Here is a 22,150-nt window from a genome sequence, read left to right on the forward strand (position 1 = left end):
CCAGCCGATGTCCTCTGCGAGCATGAGAGTGGGGATTCCGCACAGCAAAAGCACATATGCAATGACCTTTCTCATACCACCCTCTTTCGTTGAAGAAAATTTACTTGTCATCTCAGGAACCTCAGTTCAAACTGAATGTCGATCTTGATTGCAGACGGCCAGGGCCCAGCTTCTCGAACTGCTGTAGCGTTGATCAATTTGGCATCACCATCTACGCGGGTCCATTCGCGTCAGTCTTATCCTTCCGAATCCACGTTTATTCGTAGAACCACCATCACCGCGAGATTCGGCAGTTGGTGGGCTTTCACCGGGAGTCGGTTGTCTCATTCAGGTATGCCGGACAACGGCCTGATTTGTGCCACGTTATTTTTTCTCCAGATTCATATCGCGAGATGAGTCGAATTTTAGGCAAGCAAACGATTACAGGTAGTCCAACGGCCAACAAGTCCCACTAGCGAAGTCGAGCACAGCAGCACAAGGGGAAAGCTTCGATGAAGGGCCTGCTCATCCTGGCACTCTCTGTGATATCTGCGACGGTCTTCGCGCAAACAGAAGGCGCGCGTATCTCCGGCAGAGTGACCGACGTAGGCGGCGCAGTGATCGTCGGGGCCAAATGCACGGCCACCGACATCGACACCAACATCTCGGCCTCTACTGCAACCAACGAAGACGGGATCTACGTCATCCAGGGCTTGCACCCGGCCCACTACCGGTTGACCATCGAAAGGGATGGCTTTCGCACCGTCGTCCAACCCGACCTCGAACTCTACGCACAGGACGCCGCCAACGAAAACTTCATGCTCGCACTCGGTCCCAGGACCGAGACGATAACCGTCGAAGATAGCGTTCCCCTGCTTCAAACCCAATCGGCATCTGTCAGCACAGTGGTCAACCAGCAGTTCGTGGACAACATGCCGCTGAATGGACGAAGCTTTCAGTCCCTGATCTCGGTGGCGCCTGGCGTAGTCTTCACCGCCTCCCAAAGTGAAGGACCAGGCCAATTCAGCGTGAATGGACAACGTAGCGACGCCAACTACTTCACGGTCGATGGTGTCAGCGCAAACTTCGGCGTTCAAGTAGGGCAACTCAGTCAATCGCTGGGCGGCGCGATCCCCGCATTCACCTCGCAGGGTGGCACCAACGGATTCGTCTCCGTCGATGACATGCAGGAGTTTCGCATCCAGACCTCATCGTACGAAGCCGAATTCGGACGTACTCCCGGCGCACAGATCTCCATCGTTACAAAATCCGGTGCCAACAACTTCCACGGGTCGGCCTTCGACTACCTACGCAACGACATCTTCGACGCCCGCAACTACTTCGACGCGCCTCCGCTCCCCAAACCCCCGCTCCGCCAGAATGACTTCGGAGGAACCTTTGGCGGGCCCATCGTCAAGGACAAGACGTTCTTCTTCTTCTCCTACGAAGGGCTGCGGTTGAGCCTGCCCCAGACGGCCTCACAGGGGTTCTATACCGCGTCTGCACGCGCCGCCGTTGCGCCGGTCTATCAGCCGCTGATCAATGCGCTTCCGCTCCCGGATCCCAACGCACCACTCATCGACCCCTCGTGCGACAACATCACGAATCCATGCCTGGCGAACATCGTCGCTGCCTACTCAGACCCCTCCAGCATTGACGCAATCAGCTTCCGCATCGACCATAAACTGACCAAGAAAATCAACCTGTTTGCGCGCTATAGCCACGCGCCGTCGTATGACGCAACCCGCTATTGGGAAGAGGTGGACTATAGCAACGTCGGTATGGATACCTTCACCGCGGGTGCCACGATTCTGCTCACTCCCGCCATACTGAACGACTTCCGCGCAAACTGGAGCCGAAGCTCCGCGAGCAATACCAACTACCTCACCGACTTTCATGGTGCGGTGGTGCCTCCTCTGGCGGCTCTATTCCCGACATCTTCCCCCTATCCTCCCGGCACAGGCCAGGCTCTCATCTCCTTTCCGGATGGCGAGGTCAGGCAGGGTAGGCTGTACGACAACTCAGAGCGACAGCTCAATTTCGTGGATACGCTCTCCTGGGCCTTCAGGACACATCTGTTCAAGTTCGGCCTGGACTATCGACATTTGACCGCCACGGCTGGACCCGATAGGGGGTATGCTTTTTTCCCATCAAGTTTCCCGCTATTGAGAGCAGGGACCGTAGACACAGCCGTTTTATCAGCGGGCGATCCTTTTGCCGTAAACGTGAATAACTACTCTTTGTTTGCCCAGGACACCTGGAAGATATCAAACCAGCTGACGCTCACCTATGGGTTACGGTGGGAGATCAATACTCCGCCCGTCTCCGCTTCAAGCCAGCCTGTCTACGCGACACAGGGAATCTTCGACTCGAATCCGCTTGCGGTGGTACCCGGTGCCCTCTGGCACACCAGATTTAACAACTTCGCCCCACGGATTGGAGCTGCATACCAGGTCACACCAAAAACAGTGGTAAGGGGAGCGTTTGGCCTCTTCTATGACCTGGGCTACGGCAGCTTCGGAGACACCTCTGGTTTGTTTCCTTATCAGCGCTCGAGCTTTGTCTCCCTCTCCTCTCCTGTGCCACTTGATCTGACCAGTCCAGTCTTCCAGCCTCCGCCACTGTCAACCACCATCGATGCGAATGTACTCTACATCGTCGCCGTCGATCCAAACCTGCGCCTTCCCCTAATCCTGCAGTGGAACGCAGCCATTCAGCGGGAACTGGGGACGAACCAGAGCTTATCGGCAACCTATGTGGGTGCTGACGACATGCGCCTGTTACGCGAAGACAGTATCTATCCCCCGCTGCTTGTGAGCCTGGGCACTGGCGGCCATGTTTTCGCTATAAGGAACGCCGGATACTCCCACTTCAATGCTCTTCAGATTCAGTTCCAGCGCCGGATGTCTCACGGCTTGCAGGCGCTCATCTCGTATAACCTCGCGAAGACAAGCGATCTAGGGTCCTCTGATGAGAGCGGCCTTGCAGCAGGAAGCATCAGCCAGGTTGTTCTGCCACCGCTGACACCCTCCGACTTCGACATACGAAATTCAGTCGCCGCAGCCGTCTCATACGAGCTGCCTGCACCCGCGTGGGGCCGCATCAGCAATGCAATCCTGAAAGGCTGGGCAGTCGACGGTCTGGTGCGCGTAAGTTCGGCGCCACCGATCAATATCACCGTAGGTGTGGTCTCGCCCGTATTTGGTTTCTATAGAACACAGGCTCAGATCGTGCCGGGTCAGCCCTTTTGGATTCCAGATTCGACCCAACCCAGCGGCACAGCATTGAATCCAGCCGCCTTCACGACACCCCCCGCAGGGCAGGTTGGAGATTATTCCAGGAACAGTCTGCGCAGCCCCTACTCCATAAACCAAACCGACCTCGCCGTGCGGCGTCGTTTCAAGCTGACCGAACGCCTGAACCTCAGTGTGCGCGCGGAGTACTTCAACCTCTTCAACCATCCCATGTTCGGAGCCCCTGGATCGCCCGAACCAGGCAACATCTTCGATTCCACTTTCGGCAAGATAGGCCCCGGCTCCACAACGAACCTCCTCCTGGGCGGCGGCGCAGCTCTTGGAGGACAAAGCCCCTTATATGCCTTAGGCGGACCCCGCTCCGCACAGTTCACCCTCAAACTTCAGTTCTAAGACGCCCCGCGCCCAACAGAACCACCACCCACCATTCCCAAAACGGGAGCCACCAAAAATAAACGCAAAATCAGTGGCATGATTTTCAAACCAGAAAAACGACTGTCAACACACCATCTTTCACCAGCATTCCACCACGTTCTCCCCACCCAAAAACCACGTCCTAACCACCCATTTTCCCCAAAACCCCCAACAAAAACGCGAATTCTCGCGCCAGAAAAAAATTCACAAATACAGTCTGGCGAAGTAAGCCTACGGATGATTCGCTTCTCCAAGATAAGCAAACAAGAGACGCTGACCGCTAGGCGTCGTAGCGCCACCCTGCGGCTCCACGGTAACAAATAAGGAGTTAATCTCCTTAAATGTCGCCGTATCGTTCGACTTCAGCACCCATCGTTGTTGCGCCTTGTTATCAACATTCAAGAAACCCAGACTACGCACCGAACCCGCTCTACCCTCGGTCTGCCCCCATACCTGATACGTCTTTTTTGAGCCATTCTTCGTCGGGTCATTCAGATCAAAGGCATAGAAAACAAGCGACTTTCCTTCAGTCAAAAAGATCCGCCCGAAAGCTTTTCCAGGCTTTCCATTTGGACCGGAGTCTCGAACGTCCACCACATGCAACTGACGCGCTCCCATCAAATTTGGAACATCTCCCGTCGCCAACTGCCTCTGCAGATTCGCATTCACTTTCGCCGTTTTCAGCTGGTCGGACAGTTCGTTGATTCGTACTTGGTCAGCAACGATCGACGCTTGGTCAGAAGCACGCGCCTTCTTCAATTCCGCTAGCTCCGCTCTGGCATCTTCCAGCAGTTTTTCCTGCTCGGTTCGTTGATTCCCAGCCTCTTCGAGCGAGCCGTCGACGCCAGAAGCTAGTGGCGCGGTGTTCGCCGGTTTCCGCGCATCGACTCGAGAGGCGTTGCCCGCAGCAGCGGTTAGTGTAGCTACTTGATTTCGCAATCCTTCCGTTTCACGCTTCAGTTCTGCGTTTGTTTGTTGCAACTGGGAGATAGTAGATTCAGGTGCGGAGCTTTGCTGGCTAAGCTGATGAGAAGGCACATCGCGATGATCCGAGAGAAACAACACTCCAGCAACAATCGCGGCAGCGACGCCAGCGCTCGCAGCAGCAAAGATAAACCGTGGTCGCGGAGAGGCGGCAGTGGCTCTGACCTCGGGCGAGAAAGTTATACCTTCGAGCGACGCTCTCCTGATGAACCGCTCTCTTGCACCGGGATCGGGGCGGCTCGTGATCATGTTGATGCTCCGACGGAGGGCGCTCTGCGCCAGGGGAAGTCCAAAACTTACCACTTCATGGAATTCTGCCAACGCGTTTTTGCACTCCGCGCAGGTTTCAGCGTGCCGCTGAACGTCCATCAGATCCTGGTCGCTTAGGTGGCCCCCAGCCGCAAGCGCGGCTAACTCCTCATAGTGTGAATGGTCAATCATCATTGCTTACAATCTTGCCCGAATTCAGAGGTCGTGTCATGAAGGAACGCAATTGCTTTAGGCCTCGATAATAATGATGCCGCACGTTCGAAAGAGTATTTCCAGTCTTATCCGCAATTTCTTTCATCGAAAGTCCATCGTAGCTAGCCAACTCAATGACCCGTTTTTGGGATTCGCCCAACGAGGCTAATCCTTCTTGCATCAATCGTTGAAGTTCCGCAGGTGCATATTTTTCAGGTGTCGATTCAGCAAAAGCAAAGGAATCTACATCTTCTGGGCTCTCCTGACTGTAAAAGTTCCTCACGTTCAAATGCTGTTTGCGGTTGAAAGCGCGGTGGTAGGCGAATTGCAGGAGCCATATCTTAAGTGTGCCCTTCGCAGGGTCGAATTGTGCCACCGAGCGGAAAATTTCAAGGAAGACCGTTTGCGTGACGTCCTCAGCCTCGCCTCGGTCCCGAACAATTTTGAGCGCGATGCTGAAGACAAGCCGTTGGTATCGATCAAACAACACCGCAAGACAATCATTCGCGCCATCCCGCAACAGAGCCATCAACTGTTCGTCAGTAAGCAGTTTCAGGTCAGCAAGGGTCGGTCTTGTTGCGCCAGAGGTCGAATGAACTCCCGGATTCACTACTGATCCTCCGACTTGCGTGCTAGAGAAAGCTTGATCCGCGGGCATCCTTCAGGTCCATACAAATGATAACCACTTGACGGCACATATCGACTAGTAGGATTAGCAGTTTTGCGGCATTTTTTCTTTGTGCAACCGTAGGACACACCATATCTGGATTTGATGGAAAAGTCCCATAACTGACATGTAAATGAACTGTCTAAACGTTGCTGCTCCGTCCCTAATCCGCATTCTCGTCCGAGAAGTGGAGAAAAGCTTTGGGACCTTGGCACAAATCAATCCACCAAGCGGCATTCATAAACAAAGGGCCTGCCAAATGCTCAACACAGCTCGTTCTGATTTTTAGATCAAGCGCGCTACGGTCTCGCTTTGTCCGCGGGTATCGGAACTTTTTGCAGAGACAAGCAATTTTCATCGGTCCTAACGCGATATCACCGGAAGAGGCGAAAGAAATGCCGCTAACAAGATCTGCTGGAATCGTGAGTTCGGTTGTGCAGAATATTCGACTCGCGCCTCGCTCCCTCACCTGCATCGTCGCCTTCACCTTCATGGCTACCCTCGGCTGCAACGATAAGTCTGCGCCTTCCTCTGCAACTACTAACCAGACACAGTCCCCGCCGAAGATGAAAATGACGACGGCCATACCGCCATCGATCACGACGCCTGACACCGTGGACACACGCCTCGGCACCCTCAAGTTCAACGACGGCTTTCCGGACGACGCCACCGTTCAGAAGGTTTATGACAACCTCGATTTCTCGCGTGGGGTGCAAGCGTTTATGAGTGGCATGCCCGGCGCGTCGCTGGTCGCAATGCGCACGGGTTTCCAGAAGCTACGCGTTGTCAATGGCACTATTTTGATCTACGAGGACCGTCTGGACTCCAAGTCGCTCTTTCTTACCGGTAACACCGATTCCGTCTATTTCAGCACCTGGCTCAATTTGAAGGACGGTCCTTTAGTGGTTGAGTCGCCTCCCAAAGTGCTCGCATTCCTCGACGATGCTTGGTTCCAATACGTTACCGATATCGGCAATGCAGGTCGTGACAAAGGTCAAGGCGGCAAATATCTCGTGCTTCCGCCGGGCTATAAAGGCGAAGTTCCCAAAGGTTACCTTGTCACGCAGCCGCGCACTTATAACCTCTGGCTTATGGGCCGGGGCTTTCCAGTGAACGGCGACATCAAACCGGCCGTGGAGGGCATCAAGAAGAACCTACGCATCTATCCGCTGGCGCAGGCGAAGAATCCGCCCGAAACGAAGTTCATTAATGGCTCCGGTGTCGAATTCAACACGGTTCACTCGAATGACTTTAATTACTTTGAAGAGCTAAACGAGGTCGTGCAGGCGGAGCCCAACGAAGCGTTAGATCCTGAGAGGCTCGGGTTATTCGCATCCATCGGCATCGAGAAAGGCAAGCCCTTTGCGCCCGATGAGCGAATGAAGAAAATTCTGACCGAAGCGGCTGCGGTGGGAAACGCTACCTCGAGGGCAATACTCTTCCGTACGCGGTCGAACGATGCCCACTTTTTCCCGAACAGTGCGTGGGTGACAACCTTTGCTGGCGGCTATGAGTTCTTGTCTCAACCCGGCGTGCGCAATCTCGACGCACGAACTATGTTTCATTACTATGCCACCGGTATCACCCCGGCCATGGCTTTGAAGATGATCGGTATCGGCTCGCAATACGCCGCCGCGTTCGTGGACTCGGAAGGCAAGCCGCTGGATGGAAGCAAAACGTACAAAATTCACTTGCCATCTAACATCCCTGCGAAGGACTTCTGGTCATTCGTCGTCTATGACAACCAAACTCGCTCGATGCTGCAGACCGATCAACAATTTCCCAGCATTGGCAGCCAAACAAAGGGTATCGTCGTGAACCCTGACACCTCAGTCGATGTCTGGTTCGGTCCCACCGCGCCAGCAGGCCACGAAGCTAACTGGGTGCAAACCGTACCTGGAAAAGGCTGGAATGTCCTACTGCGCCTCTACGGCCCGTTGCAACCGTGGTTTGACAAGACGTGGAAGCCCGGTGAATTTGACTTGGTCAACTAAGTGAAACCGTCCCGGTAACGGGCCGCCAAAGGAAAGGATCATGCTCCCATGTTTAGACACGGATCACTCAAAAGCAAGAATAGCCAACGAGAGGTTTTGGTTCGAGTTTCACGAACAGTTGCGGACGTGGTTGAGAAGCTTACGAGGGGAAGCGTTGAAAAACAAAGAATTAGGCCAACAGCTCAATCCACGTCTCCTGATCTACGGCTCAGCGCGATGAAAGTAAATCGTTCATTCGTAGCGCTCTGGTTCATATTCAGTATTCCGGCCATGGCACAAGAAGTCCTGCCATTCCCGCCTACTCCGTCTGCCTCCACTCCCGGGCTGACGATGAAAGACTCCACCTACAAGAAGCGCGTCGACCCGAAGCATTTGCCTTCCGATGCGCCGAACATCCTCATCATCCTGATGGACGATGTTGGTCCGGGACAGGCCTCTACATACGGAGGCGAGATCAACACGCCGACTCTAACGCGCGTCGCCAACGCGGGTATTTCGTATAACCGCTTCCACTCCACTGCAATGTGCTCGCCGACGCGTGGCGCGCTGCTCTCAGGCCGCAATCACACGCGCATTGCTAACGGTCAGATCGCCGAACTTGCGAACGACTTCGACGGCTTCAGCGGTACGATTCCGAAGTCTGCAGCAACCGTAGCCGAGGTGCTCAAGGACTATGGTTACAACACAGGAGCATGGGGCAAGTGGCACAATACGCCCGCTGAACAGACAACATCAAAAGGTCCGTTCGACTATTGGCCGACGGGCTATGGGTTTCAATACTTCTACGGCTTCCTCGCGGGTGAGGCCTCGCAGTACGAGCCCCGCCTCGTACGCAACACGACCGTACTCGACCCGCACGAATATGAGCACCCGGGGTATCACCTCTCCGAGGACATCGCTACCGACGCCATCAAGTGGCTGCGTGAACAGCAGGCTTTCACGCCAGACAAGCCATTCCTCATGTACTGGGCTCCCGGCGCGGCGCATGGTCCGCACCAGGTTCCGCAGGAATGGGCCGATAAGTACAAAGGCAAGTTTGACGACGGGTGGGATAAGTATCGCGAGCGCACCTTCAAGCGCGCCAAAGAGATGGGCTGGATTCCGCAGAACGCTCAACTCACGCCACGCCCGCCGACGATGGCCTCATGGGATTCCATCCCGGAGAGCGAAAAGCCCTTCCAGCGCCGCCTGATGGAGGTCTTCGCAGGATTTGCGGAGCACGCCGACTACAATGCCGGCCGCGTGATCGACGAGATTGAACAGGAAGGAAAGTTGAACAACACGCTCATCTTCTACATCTGGGGTGACAATGGCGCCTCGGCCGAAGGTCAGAACGGCACGATCTCCGAACTGCTCGCGCAGAACGGTATCCCGACCACGATTCAGCAACACATCAAAACAGTCAATGAACTTGGCGGACTTAATGTGATTGGCTCCGCGAAGACCGACAACATGTATAACGCGGGTTGGGCCTGGGCTGGGGGGACGCCATACAAATCCACCAAGCTTGTCGCCGCGCATTTCGGGGGCACGCGCCAACCGATGGCTGTCTCCTGGCCGGCGAAGATTAAACACGACGGCACCCCTCGTTCACAGTTCCACCACGTCACCGACATCGTGCCGACGATCTACGAGGCAGTTGGCATCACGCCGCCCCGCGTAGTCAACGGTGTCGACCAGATGTCCATCGACGGTACCAGCATGGTCTACACCTTTGCCGACGCGACAGCGAAGGGCCGCAAGACGACGCAGTTCTTCGACATCATGGGTAGCCGCGGTATCTATCAGAATGGCTGGTTTGCCGATACCTTTGGCCCGCGAACGCCGTGGATGCCGGGACTGCCCAAGGGCATCGGGGAGTGGAACCCGGAGAATGATGTGTGGGAGCTCTATAACCTCGATGAAGACTGGTCTCAGGCGAACGATCTTGCCGCGAAGATGCCGGAGAGAGTCGCCTACATGAAGAACCTCTTCCTGATTGAGTCCACCAAGAACCAGAATCTGCCCATCGGCGGAGGTCTGTGGACGCCCGTATTCCATCCGGAAGATGGGCCCTCCACGCCGTATACCGAATGGAACTTCAGTGGTCCAATCACGGGGATGCCGGAGTTCGCGGCACCGAAGCTCGGAAAGTTCAACAACACCGTCAGCATGGAGATAGATGTACCTGATAACGCCAACGGTGTTCTTTACGCCCTTGGCGGATTCTCCGGGGGACTGTCTTTATATGTCAAAGATGGCGTACTCCATTACGAATACAACCTCTTTGAGATCGACCGGACAAAGATCAAGGCAACAGATAAGTTGCCGACCGGCAAGGTAAAGATCGAAGTAGAATCGAAGCTCGCTACACCCCAACGTGGCGGTCCGCTGGACGTCACCCTTAAGGTCAACGGTCAGGTTGTAGCCCAAGGCCGCGTACCGGTTACTGCCGCAATGGCCTTCACCGCGAACGATTGCCTCGACATCGGAAGCGATCTAGGCTCGCCCGTATCCCTCGAATACTTCGATCAGGCACCCTTCGCCTTCAATGGAAAGATCATCACGACGAAGATCTCCTATCCAAAGAAAGAAGTGAAAGAAGATCAAAACTCTCTTTCCGCTTCTCCAGACGAAGGACAGTGAAGGTCAGCAAACTAAGGAGCAGACAATGAAAAGAAGCCGCCAAGCAGTTGTCCTATCAGGATTGTTAGCCGCCCTTCTACTACTGTGCCATGTCGGGAGCGCTCAGACCGTCAAAATCAGTGGACTGATAACCGGGCGAAACGCAGCCAACATGACGGTGCAGACTTCAACGGACCCTAGAGTAGTGGTCGTACTGACTGATACCACCCAAGTGGCCCAGATACAGGGCGTGTTCAAAGCGCGACGCAAGCAAATGTCGATGACCGCGCTTATACCTGGTCTCCAGGTACAGGTAGAAGGGTCTTACAACGGTCAGAACGAACTCGTAGCAAGCTCCGTCAAGTTCAAGGGTAATGACCTTGAGGATGCTCAAACCATCCAGGCGGGCTTGCAACCGGCAAAGGAACAGATCGAGCAAAGCCAAGCGGAACTAGAACAGCAGAAAGCGGCGCTTGATCGGCAACAAAAAGAGATGCAGGAACAACAGCAGCAAATGGCCGCAGCACAGGAAAAGATCGATGCGAACAAGGCCGCGATCCAGGCCGCCAACAAACGTTTCGGACAACTCGATGACTACAACATCATGGACGAGGTGACAGTTTACTTCGCCAACGGGAAAGTGACTCTCGATTCGAAGTACAAGCCACAGCTTTTGCAGCTGGCAGAAAAGGCCAAAACAATTACCGCATTCACAATTCAAGTCAAAGGCTATGCCTCATCGGCAGGCAGCGCTTCTCTGAACCAGAGGCTAAGTGAAGATCGGGCCAACAGTGTCACGCAGTTTCTTCAGCAGCAGGGTCACGTTCCTTTGACCAATATGCTGGCGCCCGGAGCGATGGGTGAAAGCAGGCAGGTAGGAAATGACAAGACAGCTGAGGGACAGTCACAAAATCGGCGCGTGGTAGTCAGAGTACTCCAGAACAAGGGAATCGCTGGCACATAGCACAAAGCCGTAAGCGAGGGGCAGCATTGCCGAGTGAAGGTTCACGGTGGAAGATTCAACGAGCTCTTCCGCAGCATGGAAATCTTGTGACTATCGAACTCGCCACGAGCTAAAGCTGGCTTCGAGATAGGACGCGCTGTGATCATACGAGCCATCATTCTCTGCTGCACCTTGCTTGGCACTATGCCTCTATTTGCGCAGGAAAGCACGGATGTGATTGTGATGAAAAATGGAGATCGGTGGACGTGCGAGATTAAAGGCCTCAGTGGAGGAGTACTTTCCGTAAAACTAAACTATGTGGACGGTACTGTCGCAGTGCAGTGGTCGCAGGTTGCTCACCTAGACAGTAATAGGCTGTTTCTCGTCAAAACCGAAAGCGGCGCGGTATACACCGGAAGGATATCGACAACTGGGGCGTCCAACGATCCTCCCATAGAGATTGCAATTGCAAAAGTGCCCGGGAAGGAAGTAGAAGTTGCACAACGTAAGATCATCAAATTGAGTCAGACCTCTGAAGGCTTTTGGCGTCGTTTCGATGGCGCGTTGAACACTGGCTTTCTCTATTCGAAAGGCAATGAATCGGTGCAGTACAACATAAGCTCGCAGGTAGCGTACACCAGAGAGCGCTGGTCGAGTCAGCTCAACTTCAACTCGTCGTTCGCATCCAACAGTGATTCAAACCTCTCGACCCGAAATCAAACAGACATAAATATGTCGAGACTCTTGCGCTGGAATAACTGGTTTTACGCAGGAACTGCTTCCTTTCTGCAAAGTTCGGTGCAAGGGATCAATCTACAAACGACACTTGGTGGCGGAATTGGACGTTACCTAAAAAACACCAATCGAGCGAGTATCGCCGTGATAGGGGGGATCGGTTGGCAGAACGTAAACTATGGACCGAAGACCGCCGATCAACAGATACAAAACACTGCAGTTGGCTTTGTCGCCACCCAAATCAAAGCTTTCAAATTTAAAAAAACGAACTTGGACATTTCAGCCTCGCTCATTCCCGCAATCTCGGATCCTGGACGCGTGCATTTCAACACAAACGCTATTTACTACATTAAGATCGTCAACGATCTCTCATGGAATTTTTCATTTTACGGAAGTTGGGACACTCGGCCTCCAGCGACATTTCCGAAGAGCGACTACGGCACCAGTTCGGGCCTTAGTTGGACCTTCGGTAACCGATAATGGCGGCTATATCATACTCGGTCTTCACCTGCCATTGATTGGCAAGATTTGGGGGGAACTCTGAAAAGTCAAACCCATCGAAGCCGTCACGGAGTCGGTTATCTGCTGTTTATCGTACTTGCCATGTTAATGGCAGGCAGCCGGGCAGCCACCAACGCCGAGCAGCTACCGCTCCCAACAGGCACAGCAAATACCCAAGGCGACACGCCTGAGGTTCCACCTGCAACGCCGCCTCAAATCCCCGTTTTACCTTCGACCAAGCCAGTAGCCGCTCTTACACCTCCTCCAACACCAGTCGACCCGCTAGGCCGCGCCACTCCTCACGGCTGTGTCCTCGGGTTCCTGCGCACGGCAGAAGCAAAGGAATACGAGAAGGCTGCAGATTATCTCGACGGAAAGCGCCCCACCAACCAGGCCGCAGAGCTCGCGCGACAGTTGAAGTATCTGCTTGATCAAGGATTATCTACCAGCATCGACGATCTATCTAACTCACCGAATGGCAATGTTGAAGACCAGCAGCGCTTATCACGTGACAGCGTTGGAATCGTAAAGACACCGGGTGGCGATCTCAGGGTGATGTTGGATCAGGTGGAACGGCCTGGCCAGCCAACCATTTGGCTGTTCTCTCAGGAAACCCTTCATCGTGTTCCCTCCGCATACGCCAGTTTGCACCCTACCGACTACGAACATTATTTTCCAGCCTGGACGGCACGCGTTCGTTTCCTATCTGTACCGCTGTGGCGCTGGTCAGCTATTCTTATTAGCCTCGTCGTAATGTTTGTCGCCGCATTCCTCTTTACCAGGGCCGGGATATGGTTGCTCTCCGGTATCATGGGAAAGCGACTGTCTCCTCGAGTTGACGTCCATTCTTGCCCTGAAGACCCCTATTTTTTGTGTGACTCTCGCAGTCATTGGCCGTACGGCAGGGGAATACGCCATTACGGCACTCGGTCGGCACTATTGGAAAATGGCCGGGCTTGTTCTGGGATGGGTCAGTGCTGCTTGGATTCTGGTGCGCATCTCAGACATTTTCATCAATTTCTTGCGAGATCGCTACTTCCAGCGGTCGCAGGTCGAGCTGGCGACCTTCGTCAGCCTTGTCGGTCGCATCTTCAAGATCTGCGTTGGTCTGGTTCTCATCGTCGCATTGCTGACGCGTGCCGGTGTAAATGTCTCAGCCCTCATAGCCGGCCTCGGAATTGGCGGTATTGCACTGGCACTCGCAGCGCAGAAAACTCTCGCCGACCTCTTCGGCGGCCTTTCGATCATCATGCGCGGCGCGGTCCGCGTTGGTGACTTTTGCCAGATTGACGGCATTATGGGAACCGTTGAAGACATCGGAATCAGCGCTCTAAGCCTTCGCACCTTGGACCGCTCGATCGTATCCATCCCGAACGCAAAAGTCGCTGAAGCCAGCCTGAAAAACTTGCAGCTTCGTGATCAGTTCTGGGTACACCAGGTATTCAACTTAAAGTTTGACACCCCTCATGATGTGGTTAGGATCGTGCTCGACCAGATCACAGAGATCCTAAGTGGGCATACGTACATCGATAAAAGTTCGGCAAGAGCACGACTTATTCAACTGACTGCTTCTGGACCGCAGATCGAGATTTTTGCCTACTACCGCAAACCCGGTGTCGACTGGGCAGCGTTTCTAGCCCAGCAAGAAGGTCTGATACTAAATGTGATGGGCGCGATTGAAGCAGCAGGAGCAAGCCTTGCCTCCCCTTTGGCGGCACTCCGAGTGGAAACATCGAACAACGTCAATCCTTCGCCCCCATCAACGGTATAAACCCAACGTCTAGCAAACTGCGACTGATTCCTGTCGGGTACTAGCTGCTGACTGGAATTTATCGATTCTTCCAATCTCTTAGTTCGGTGAGATCTGGGATGAACATAATCGACAATTAGAACTTCTTCAAAGAGACGGGAGGACCGCTGATGCGCTTCGCAAAGATGTCGACATTTACCTCGACGCGGTCAGCGATTTTGATGAACGGGATTCCACTATTCATGCCGTAGTCTTCCGGTCGAAGGCCATAGTTCCTTTGATGTCTCCAGACCCTGTACCTGCGCCACTGACTGTAAGAGTCAAGGTCTCGGGTTTAGAAACGCCACGTATGGTAAAGGTTCCCGGCACGTCGAAGGTCGTTGGTCCCGTTTGGACGATCTTCGTTGACTTGAATGTGATGAAAGGGTTTTCCGAGACGTTGAAAAAGTCTTTACTTTTGAGTTTGCCATCCTTCATCCCGCTCCCGCTGTCCACAGAAGCTGCTTGAATCTCGATATCAAGCGCGCCCGATGCAACGTCGGCTGACTTGAAGGTCAAGGCCGCATTCCATTTCTTGAAGTCCCCGGTCAGGGCCACTGAAGACTTAACCTAGAACTTGATCGAGCTCTGTTGGGGGGTGACCTTGAACACAGGGGCTTGTGACAGGCTGAACGATGCTTGAAGAGCAGTAAAGACTATTGTGACTATGAGATATTTCGTTTTCATCTGATTGTCCTTTCGATTGCTTTTCATGGGTAAGTCCGTTCACGCGCAGAAAGTGCATTTGACGACGGCAGAGCTCAAAATACACGCCCTATTCGGAAGTAGAACCGTGCATGGCCGTAGTCGCCGACCGAGCCTGCTACAAGAACCGGTCCAAATATCGTGTTCACGAGCAGACCACCCGCGACATCCATGGGAAGATTAGGTGGGCTCGGCGCATTGGGGAGCTTGTATGTCTTTCCGAGCTCCAACACTCCGAGAAAGTCGACGGTACTTCCAAGCAGCGGCGGCAATTTTGCCAGCTCCCGGATGTAGCCCAACTGTCCGAGAAAGTATTGGTTTGTGAGCAGTTCATTTGTGTTCCAGGCTACGAGACGTTGCGAACCGCCCAAAGAGAACGCGGGTACGCCTGTTCTATACCCGTAGCTGCTTCCACCGTACACTCCTACAAAAATGGAGGAGGGAGCACTCAACCGGAAGAAATCCTGGGCTTGGATTTCGGTAACGGGAAATGCCCCGGGCGCCGCAGGATTGACCGTATATCCCTTCGTATAAGCCAAGAGATTGATCCCTGAGCGCGGAACAACGGGTTGATCCAACGTGGTCAGGCGGTATTGGATTCGTAAGTCTCCAGTCGCCCCGGAGGTCGTAGGCAAAGTTGGAACGTTGCCTATCTCTGGAGAGATTCTTTGATAGCCCCCTTCGTACCCAAATCGAAGTTCACCTGTCCGTCCAAAGGCATAGCCAGTATCGATAGCCCCGAGGACCTCTCGCAGACGGTAGCTAGCCTGAAGTGTACTGCCGGAATAAACATTCAGTTGCTGACTGTTGAGCCCTACCCTGGGCGCGATGAACCAATTACTAGACGGGGTATATGGATGGTAGTACTCGCTGTCCAGCAAGTACTGCGACCCAACAACGATGTCATTGCGTAGCTCGGATCTATAGTTTCTAAAGTCCAGAAAGGTTACTCTGGCGCCGATGCTGAACAATACGTTGTTGTAGTCTGATCCATCAATCAGGATGAGAGGTCTCACGATTGGTGGCGCGTACGGCTTCTGCTCGGTCTGAACTTGCAAACCTTGTTCACCATCTTTTTCGATCATGGAATAAGTGGAGGTTGTGAACCGCCCCTGTCCGACGATTGACATCATGTCCTGGTCCAACTTCTCCGTGTCGATTGGCGTCCCTACTGAGACGGAAAGCTGCTTCTCCATACCGTTCTTCATCTCAGGAGAGGATGTTCCGGTCACCTGTACAAAGGTTGGCGTCGGTACGCTTCTACGCCGACCATTGCGCACTGCTAAGTACTCTTCCCATTCGGCTGGACTTACTGAATATGCGGCCAGAACAAATGCCTTGGCGGCAGCCGCGTCGTATCCAGCCTTGATGATGGCGTCGGCCTTGTTGTAGTCCATAGTGCTGAACTTCTGTAGCGGGACCGTCACCAGGATGTCAGCCTGCTCCATCGAACGAAGTTCATTGGCCGCGATCATCACCGAGATCGACTGTCCCAGCACACCATAGCTTGGAAGGGTTGCGCTTGGACTGAGTGGCTCTGTCTCCAGATGTATTCCGAGAATGACATCGGCGCCCATCTCCTTTGCAACATCGACGGGGATGTTGTTGAGCAGGCCGCCATCGGCATAAAGATGATCTCCCGAGCGGACGGGTGAGAAGACTCCAGGCAGAGACATCGTCGATCTCATGGCGAGCGATAGAGGACCGTCACGAAAGACGTGTGGCTTGCCGGAGATCAGATCCGTCGCTACACACGCGAATGGAATAGGTAGATCGTTGAAGCTCTTCAACTCCGAATAAGGGAGAGCTACACCATCTAGAATCAGATCGACCTGCTCACCTGTGTTAAAGCCGGCAGGAAATTGCAGGCCTTTGCGGAGACCAAATTCCAGCGAACCTGGGACCTCATGAGCATCTTCTTTGCGTCGGAAGGAAAGATCGCGAAACGGAACTGTACCGCTTAGGACCTGATCCCAGTCGATACCGTTAATGAGCTCTTTTACCTCGTCTGGGGATCGACCCGTCGCATAAATTCCACCGACTAGACCGCCCATGCTGGTTCCGGCGACATAACTGACCGGGATGCGGTGCTCTTCCATCCAGGTGATGACTCCAATGTGCGCGAGGCCTAACGCGCCACCACCCTCGAGCACTAAGCCCAGCTTGGGTCGGACTGCTTTCTTTTCCTCCGGAAGCGCTTGCGATAAACAGTGAACACACGTCAGAGCACCAAGCAGTAGGAGTATCAAGGGTCTCGTGACGGGGGTATACATGGCCGCCTTTCTCAGCGATGCTGCTTGACGGATCATGGCTTGGGAGCCGCTACCGGTTTGGGAATCCGCAAGGTCCACGAACCCCCGAACGCTATCGTCCGACCCTCGGGACGTGAGATAGCTCTGTATTCATCGAGATATTTAAAGAAGAAGTTGAGGTTTTTCGCGGGAAGGATAAAGTTGCTCTGAAGACCAACTGCGTGAACCGAGTAGAACGGTACACTGCTCGCAGGTAGAACGCCTATCGTTCCGCTGCTAGCAGTGACCTGCCACTGGTCATATCCGATCAAGCCTAGTTGGAGCAGTCTGCTGAAATCCTTCTTGAGTGGTAAAACTTGTCCTACTCCCCACTCAGTGGTGAAGGCTTTCCCCGGAGTAAGCGTAGTCCCCGTCTTCTGTCCATGAGTCTCCCAATCGCTAAATAAGTTTAGGGTGGTCCCTCTATTTTTGGTTACGTAGACCGTGGCTCCAAAATTGAGATTATTACCCCAATAACCGGAGCCCACGTTGTCACTGGCGCCGGCAACAAACCGTCCAGTAGGAGCCATGAATGCGTAGCCACCGACAATGTCGGCGCGCTTGAGGTGCCAGCCCAGATTAACAGGCTGAACAAACAGGTCCGCAAACCCGGACCCACCGCCAGACGCCCCCAGGTTGGTGCCGGAGATGTCAGCAACCAGGCTGCCGCTTGCACCATTAAGGGAGATGTAGGGGGCGAACGATGCGCCCAAGATCTTCTTCTTTGGCACGAAGTAAAAGATGTTTTCGTCGACCCAAAAGCCGTAAGTGCCCAACACGTTGGGACGATGGTTGCCGTTAGCATCGTTCAGTGAGCTTGCGGAATAGTTGAGTGCTAAGTTGGCGTAGGTCAATCCCGCAGCCGGCACTACACCAGCATTCAAACCAAATTGGCCGGGCACATATTGCCCCTTCTGCTGTGCTTGACATATTCCGACGCATATAAATATCACAATAATGAAGCAGCGGTGTAAGGCGAGCAGGTTGATGTTCTTGTCCATGTTCTTTTCCTTTGCTTTTTGGAGCACGCTATGAAGAGCAACCATATCCATTGACTGAGCGAAACATTGAAGCCTTGAGCTTTTACCTTTAGATCTGGCATTCACTAGCTTCAAGGCGGATTCCGCCGTTGCAAAGATTCGGACAATTGCTTTCCTTTGCGGCCAGCGACGTCACCCCTCAAGTCACGTCCTTTGCCTTCCTTCATTTTTGGAGATATACGTTTGCGAGCCGAAAGGGCTTCTGCCCGAAGTTCTCTATTTCGATCTCATTTTTCTTGTTGAATTTGATTTTGCAGACGGGTGCGAGTTGGCCGGTGCCCTTTCCATCCTTGTCGACATTTAGGACGACTATCCCAAATTGATAGTCCGTCGACCGGCCATTGTTATACAGCTCTCCGAAAGACATCGGACGGTTCGTCACCATCACGATGTGCAGACCTCCATTTACGGTTGGCCTATAGCGAGCAAAGCGAAAGCCAGTACCTACAAATCCAGCGGGAGAGATTCTGCCAACGTCGCTTGTCTTCTCCATAGCACTTACTAAGCCGTCCGGGCCCTTTTCCTTCAGGACGCTAATGTAGTCACGCACCTGTTGATTGGTTGTCCAGCCGGTGATGTACAGATTCAGCCCAAAGCTCCTGCCGGCCACCGTTCCTGCCTGACCGAACGCGGTGGCTGCAAATTGTCGGGGCAGAATGGAAAGCGACTTATCATCTTCTTTTTGGGCATACGCAACGGTTAGACACATCAATAAGATCGACATGATTGTCATCGTCCGCAAATTCTTGATGCGCATTTGTCTTCTCCTAGTTCCGATCGGAAGCATCGTTTCTGGTGACTCTGTAAAAACGTTTGCACTGACTCAGCAGACCGATCGCCTCATTTTTTTGTACCTAACAAGGCAGGCTGAACGAGCGGCAAATCTACACTGATTGCGGCATGGTCTGAGAGTGGTTCAGCCAGTGCTTCGTTTGCGTCATCCAAAGTGCGTGCAAAGCCGGGCGCAAATCGATAAGAATCCGGAGAGGCCGAATCTTCTTTCAAATACGCTTTCACGAATATCCAGTCGAGCTTGAACTTTCCTTTCGCGCCAAGGGTTCGTGGCAACGAAAACGTGGTAACAAACCCTTTGCTTGCTCGCTCGTTCGAATTGCCCAAGGTTCCGTCTCGGTGATTAACGGAGAGTTCCTCATCACCTCTAAAGTCGAGCCGGGTACCGTCATCGAAGCGGTACTTTTCCAATTGATCAAAGAACGGCTCCTCGGGATTGGGCGCCAGTAAAGGAACTCCAGACGCCGTTGGGTCGCTTTGAAATTTGGTCGACTTGAAGGTGAAGGTGACAGCGTCCATGACGAATCCAACGCCGGTCGCATACTTGACACCTTGTGTAGCCCAAAATGTGGGACTGTTTAGTTTTTTCACGACGGCAGACTTTATGTTGAGAACCGATCCGTCCATCCCTGTTGTGTTCATATCTCCGGCGACGACTAACGGGTTGCTAATCGGCCGAATCATGTCAAGAAGTTCCTCAGCCTGTTCGATTCGGCCCTTCGGCGTGGTGCGATTCTCAAGATGAGTTGCAATGAGAGTGACCCGCTGCTCTGGAAGATCTGGAATATCGAGGGTCGCGATCAGGTTGGTGCGTCCTCCGCGGCGTACTTCGCGCACGATCTCTTCTCCGAAGAGTAGGCTCGCCCCCTTACGTTTCCCGGCTTCAATCGCCCCATACTTCTTCTCGGCGCTGTACCAGTCGTAGGCCTGGTGTTTGAATGGAACCAGCTTAACGTCCCGAAGAGGATACCGAGAAAGAATAGCTGTACCATGCAGTCCGAGCACGAGATTCTTATCGACGCTGAACAGTTGCTCCAACTCCTTACGCTCGGTCTCATTTTTCACATTGGAAAACGATTGCGTACCCAGCACCTTCGGATCGACTTCCACAAATTCGACCCCGTAGGCCCAGTTCATCTTGAGAGTGTCGGCAAGCTCTTTTACCACTGCCTGGTAGTTGGTTCTCTTCATTCCCCAGTCAAGCTCATTGAGGATGATCACGTCTGCCGATTGCAACGAGTCCATCTGTTTGCTGAGTTCGTCGTCCGTCGGCTTCTTTATGTCCTTGCCCGTCGCAACCTCACTATGCACTTTGGCAAGGAAGGCCTTCTTGTCGGTCATTAGGAGCTTGATATCGTCGAGTTCTAGTCCCCTCTCAATATTCCATTGCACAAGTCGCAGACTGGGGCCCGTGCCATTGAGATCGGGGCGAAGAGGCTTCATGCCGCCGAAGTACGCCTCATTGTTCACAAACGGGGTCGTCAATAGTGTGTTCAGTTTGGCACCCAAAGCAGGCGCAATCGCTTCTTGCTCGCTAAGAGCCAGAAGTTCCCGGTAAGTTAAGAGGCTTGGTTGCGAATTGCGTATGTACTCCGGATTTCCATTCTGTGCCGATGCCGTCGGACAAGAGACTAACGTTAGGAGCAGGAAAAGATGAGCACCGACTGCAGAAAGGAAGACATTGTCTATCAGTAGATGAGGCACGATCTTCCGATACGCGTTAGGTAAATTGTCAAACTTCGCCACAGATTCCTCCGATTCACAGGCCTACTTCGGCTCTTCATCCCATTCCGTGTGACATCAAACCATCACCGATGGCTAGAACAATGGTCAGCGCAAGTCGCAAGAGATAAGTTGTCGAGTGCTCTTGTCGCTGAATGTTCTGTTCAAATATGAATGCCGGGGCAAGCGTCTTTTTGTGCCAAGGTCCTTGCAAAATTTCATAGAAATATCGGAGAGATGAATTGTTTGACCAAGGATTATGTACTTGCGAGCAATTTAGCCAGTCGGGACCATTGCCCTCACTGCCGTTAGGCTGCCTGGTCCGAGGCTCATCTTTTAGACTTCGAAATGTGCTTTACCTGATGTTTCTCGAATACGTAGTGCCCGATCATCCATCCGGTGACCGCGCCAATGAGAACATCGCTTGGAAAATGTTCCTGTCCGAGGACGCGGGTGAGACTAACGCCCGAGGCGATGGTACACATGCCCACCTGAATCCATTTAGAGGGATATTCCGCCGTCACTATTCCTGCCAGAGTCCACGCTAGCATGCTGTGCGAAGAGGGAAACGATCCGTTTGCACCTACATGCGGTGCAAAAAAATCGCCGGCAGCGTCATTGTAGAGAGGACGCTCGCGTAGAAAAATAATCTTCCCGACCTGCTCTACCACGACACTATCCGCTAGCGCTTCGGCACTGAGGATACCCGTCTCGCGTCCATGTGCGTTGCCATTCAAAAGCCCAAAGCCGTATAGGCCGACCGGAATTGCAATTTCGCCGCCCAACAGAATGTTCGCTGCATTCACGTTGTCCTTATTGAAACTTCGATCGCGTGATATGTCGCGCATGACGTCCGTGTCCGTCGCCAGCGCGACACCCGTCGCCGCTCCTAGTGGCAACAGCCACCATAGATCATGCGTCCTGATCCTTACAGGGCTGGTCCAGATTGGGATCTGGTCCTTAAATATCGCCAGCGGCAGGCCAAGCTCGGTCGCAGAATTTACAGGTCCCGGAGCATCGGGTAGCGCATTTGCAGAATTGACCGAAGGACTCTGACCAACGGTCGCTGGATCAGAAGCAAGCGCAGTACTCGCTGGGCCGACGCCCGCAATGATGCCGAAAAATAGTAATAAGCATGGGAGACAGCCCCGAGTAGAAAACAATAGTTTCACCTAAGCGCCAATGCTCAACGCCTTCCTCACGCGCAACTTCCTTTCTGTGGCATATCTGGATATAGCGGAACAACCTCCGATGCTAAGCTCCACGGTGAAGCG

At 53.5% G+C, this 22,150-nt stretch carries 14 protein-coding genes; 6 read left to right on the forward strand and 8 right to left on the reverse strand.

The genetic code is table 11. The features are described from left to right. Positions 1-491: 491 nt before the first annotated feature. The gene (locus RBB82_RS00005; protein WP_433973072.1) at positions 492-3,626 is read left to right on the forward strand and encodes a TonB-dependent receptor domain-containing protein; all 3,135 of its coding nucleotides are present in this window, start codon (positions 492-494) and stop codon (positions 3,624-3,626) included. Positions 3,627-3,878: 252 nt separating this feature from the next. Here the strand turns inward: RBB82_RS00005 and RBB82_RS00010 are convergent, their stop codons facing one another. Beyond that, a complete protein-coding gene (locus RBB82_RS00010; protein WP_433973073.1) occupies positions 3,879-5,075 on the reverse strand; it encodes an anti-sigma factor in 1,197 nt (398 codons plus the stop codon). Then, positions 5,065-5,703: a sigma-70 family RNA polymerase sigma factor gene (locus tag RBB82_RS00015; RefSeq protein ID WP_433973074.1), complete on the reverse strand. Its 639-nt coding sequence runs from the start codon at positions 5,701-5,703 to the stop codon at positions 5,065-5,067. Before RBB82_RS00015 ends, RBB82_RS00010 begins: the two co-directional genes overlap by 11 nt. Before the next feature lie 392 nt (positions 5,704-6,095). Between RBB82_RS00015 and RBB82_RS00020 the strand changes: the two genes are divergently transcribed. The 5 genes from RBB82_RS00020 to RBB82_RS00040 all read left to right on the forward strand — a co-directional run bounded on the left by RBB82_RS00020 (position 6,096) and on the right by RBB82_RS00040 (position 14,308). After that, positions 6,096-7,754, forward strand: a complete 1,659-nt coding sequence (locus RBB82_RS00020; RefSeq protein WP_433973075.1) for a DUF1254 domain-containing protein — start codon at positions 6,096-6,098, stop codon at positions 7,752-7,754. Between the two features lie 270 nt (positions 7,755-8,024). Continuing rightward, entirely contained in the window at positions 8,025-10,379 is a 2,355-nt protein-coding gene (locus RBB82_RS00025) for an arylsulfatase (RefSeq protein ID WP_433973076.1), read from the forward strand. Positions 10,380-10,404: 25 nt separating this feature from the next. Then, positions 10,405-11,322 (forward strand): OmpA family protein, encoded by a 918-nt coding sequence (locus tag RBB82_RS00030; RefSeq protein ID WP_433973077.1) that lies wholly within the window; start codon positions 10,405-10,407, stop codon positions 11,320-11,322. Between the two features lie 138 nt (positions 11,323-11,460). After that, positions 11,461-12,516 (forward strand): DUF481 domain-containing protein, encoded by a 1,056-nt coding sequence (locus RBB82_RS00035; protein ID WP_433973078.1) that lies wholly within the window; start codon positions 11,461-11,463, stop codon positions 12,514-12,516. Positions 12,517-13,411: 895 nt separating this feature from the next. Continuing rightward, entirely contained in the window at positions 13,412-14,308 is an 897-nt protein-coding gene (locus RBB82_RS00040) for a mechanosensitive ion channel family protein (protein ID WP_433973079.1), read from the forward strand. Between the two features lie 219 nt (positions 14,309-14,527). Here the strand turns inward: RBB82_RS00040 and RBB82_RS00045 are convergent, their stop codons facing one another. The 6 genes from RBB82_RS00045 to RBB82_RS00070 all read right to left on the reverse strand — a co-directional run bounded on the left by RBB82_RS00045 (position 14,528) and on the right by RBB82_RS00070 (position 22,039). Beyond that, the gene (locus RBB82_RS00045) at positions 14,528-14,884 is read right to left on the reverse strand and encodes a YceI family protein (protein WP_433973080.1); all 357 of its coding nucleotides are present in this window, start codon (positions 14,882-14,884) and stop codon (positions 14,528-14,530) included. Between the two features lie 203 nt (positions 14,885-15,087). Further along, on the reverse strand, positions 15,088-17,280 hold the full coding sequence (locus RBB82_RS00050; RefSeq protein WP_433973081.1) for a patatin-like phospholipase family protein: 2,193 nt from the start codon (positions 17,278-17,280) through the stop codon (positions 15,088-15,090). Between the two features lie 56 nt (positions 17,281-17,336). Continuing rightward, entirely contained in the window at positions 17,337-18,323 is a 987-nt protein-coding gene (locus tag RBB82_RS00055) for a SphA family protein (RefSeq protein ID WP_433973082.1), read from the reverse strand. A gap of 202 nt (positions 18,324-18,525) precedes the next feature. After that, a complete protein-coding gene (locus tag RBB82_RS00060) occupies positions 18,526-19,119 on the reverse strand; it encodes a hypothetical protein (protein WP_433973083.1) in 594 nt (197 codons plus the stop codon). 83 nt (positions 19,120-19,202) lie between these two features. Beyond that, positions 19,203-20,597 (reverse strand): endonuclease/exonuclease/phosphatase family protein, encoded by a 1,395-nt coding sequence (locus tag RBB82_RS00065; protein WP_433975450.1) that lies wholly within the window; start codon positions 20,595-20,597, stop codon positions 19,203-19,205. 608 nt (positions 20,598-21,205) lie between these two features. Beyond that, entirely contained in the window at positions 21,206-22,039 is an 834-nt protein-coding gene (locus RBB82_RS00070; protein ID WP_433973084.1) for a phosphatase PAP2 family protein, read from the reverse strand. Between the last annotated feature and the right edge of the window lie 111 nt (positions 22,040-22,150).

The organism is Tunturiibacter lichenicola, assembly GCF_051013355.1.
Classification (GTDB): domain Bacteria; phylum Acidobacteriota; class Terriglobia; order Terriglobales; family Acidobacteriaceae; genus Edaphobacter; species Edaphobacter lichenicola_F.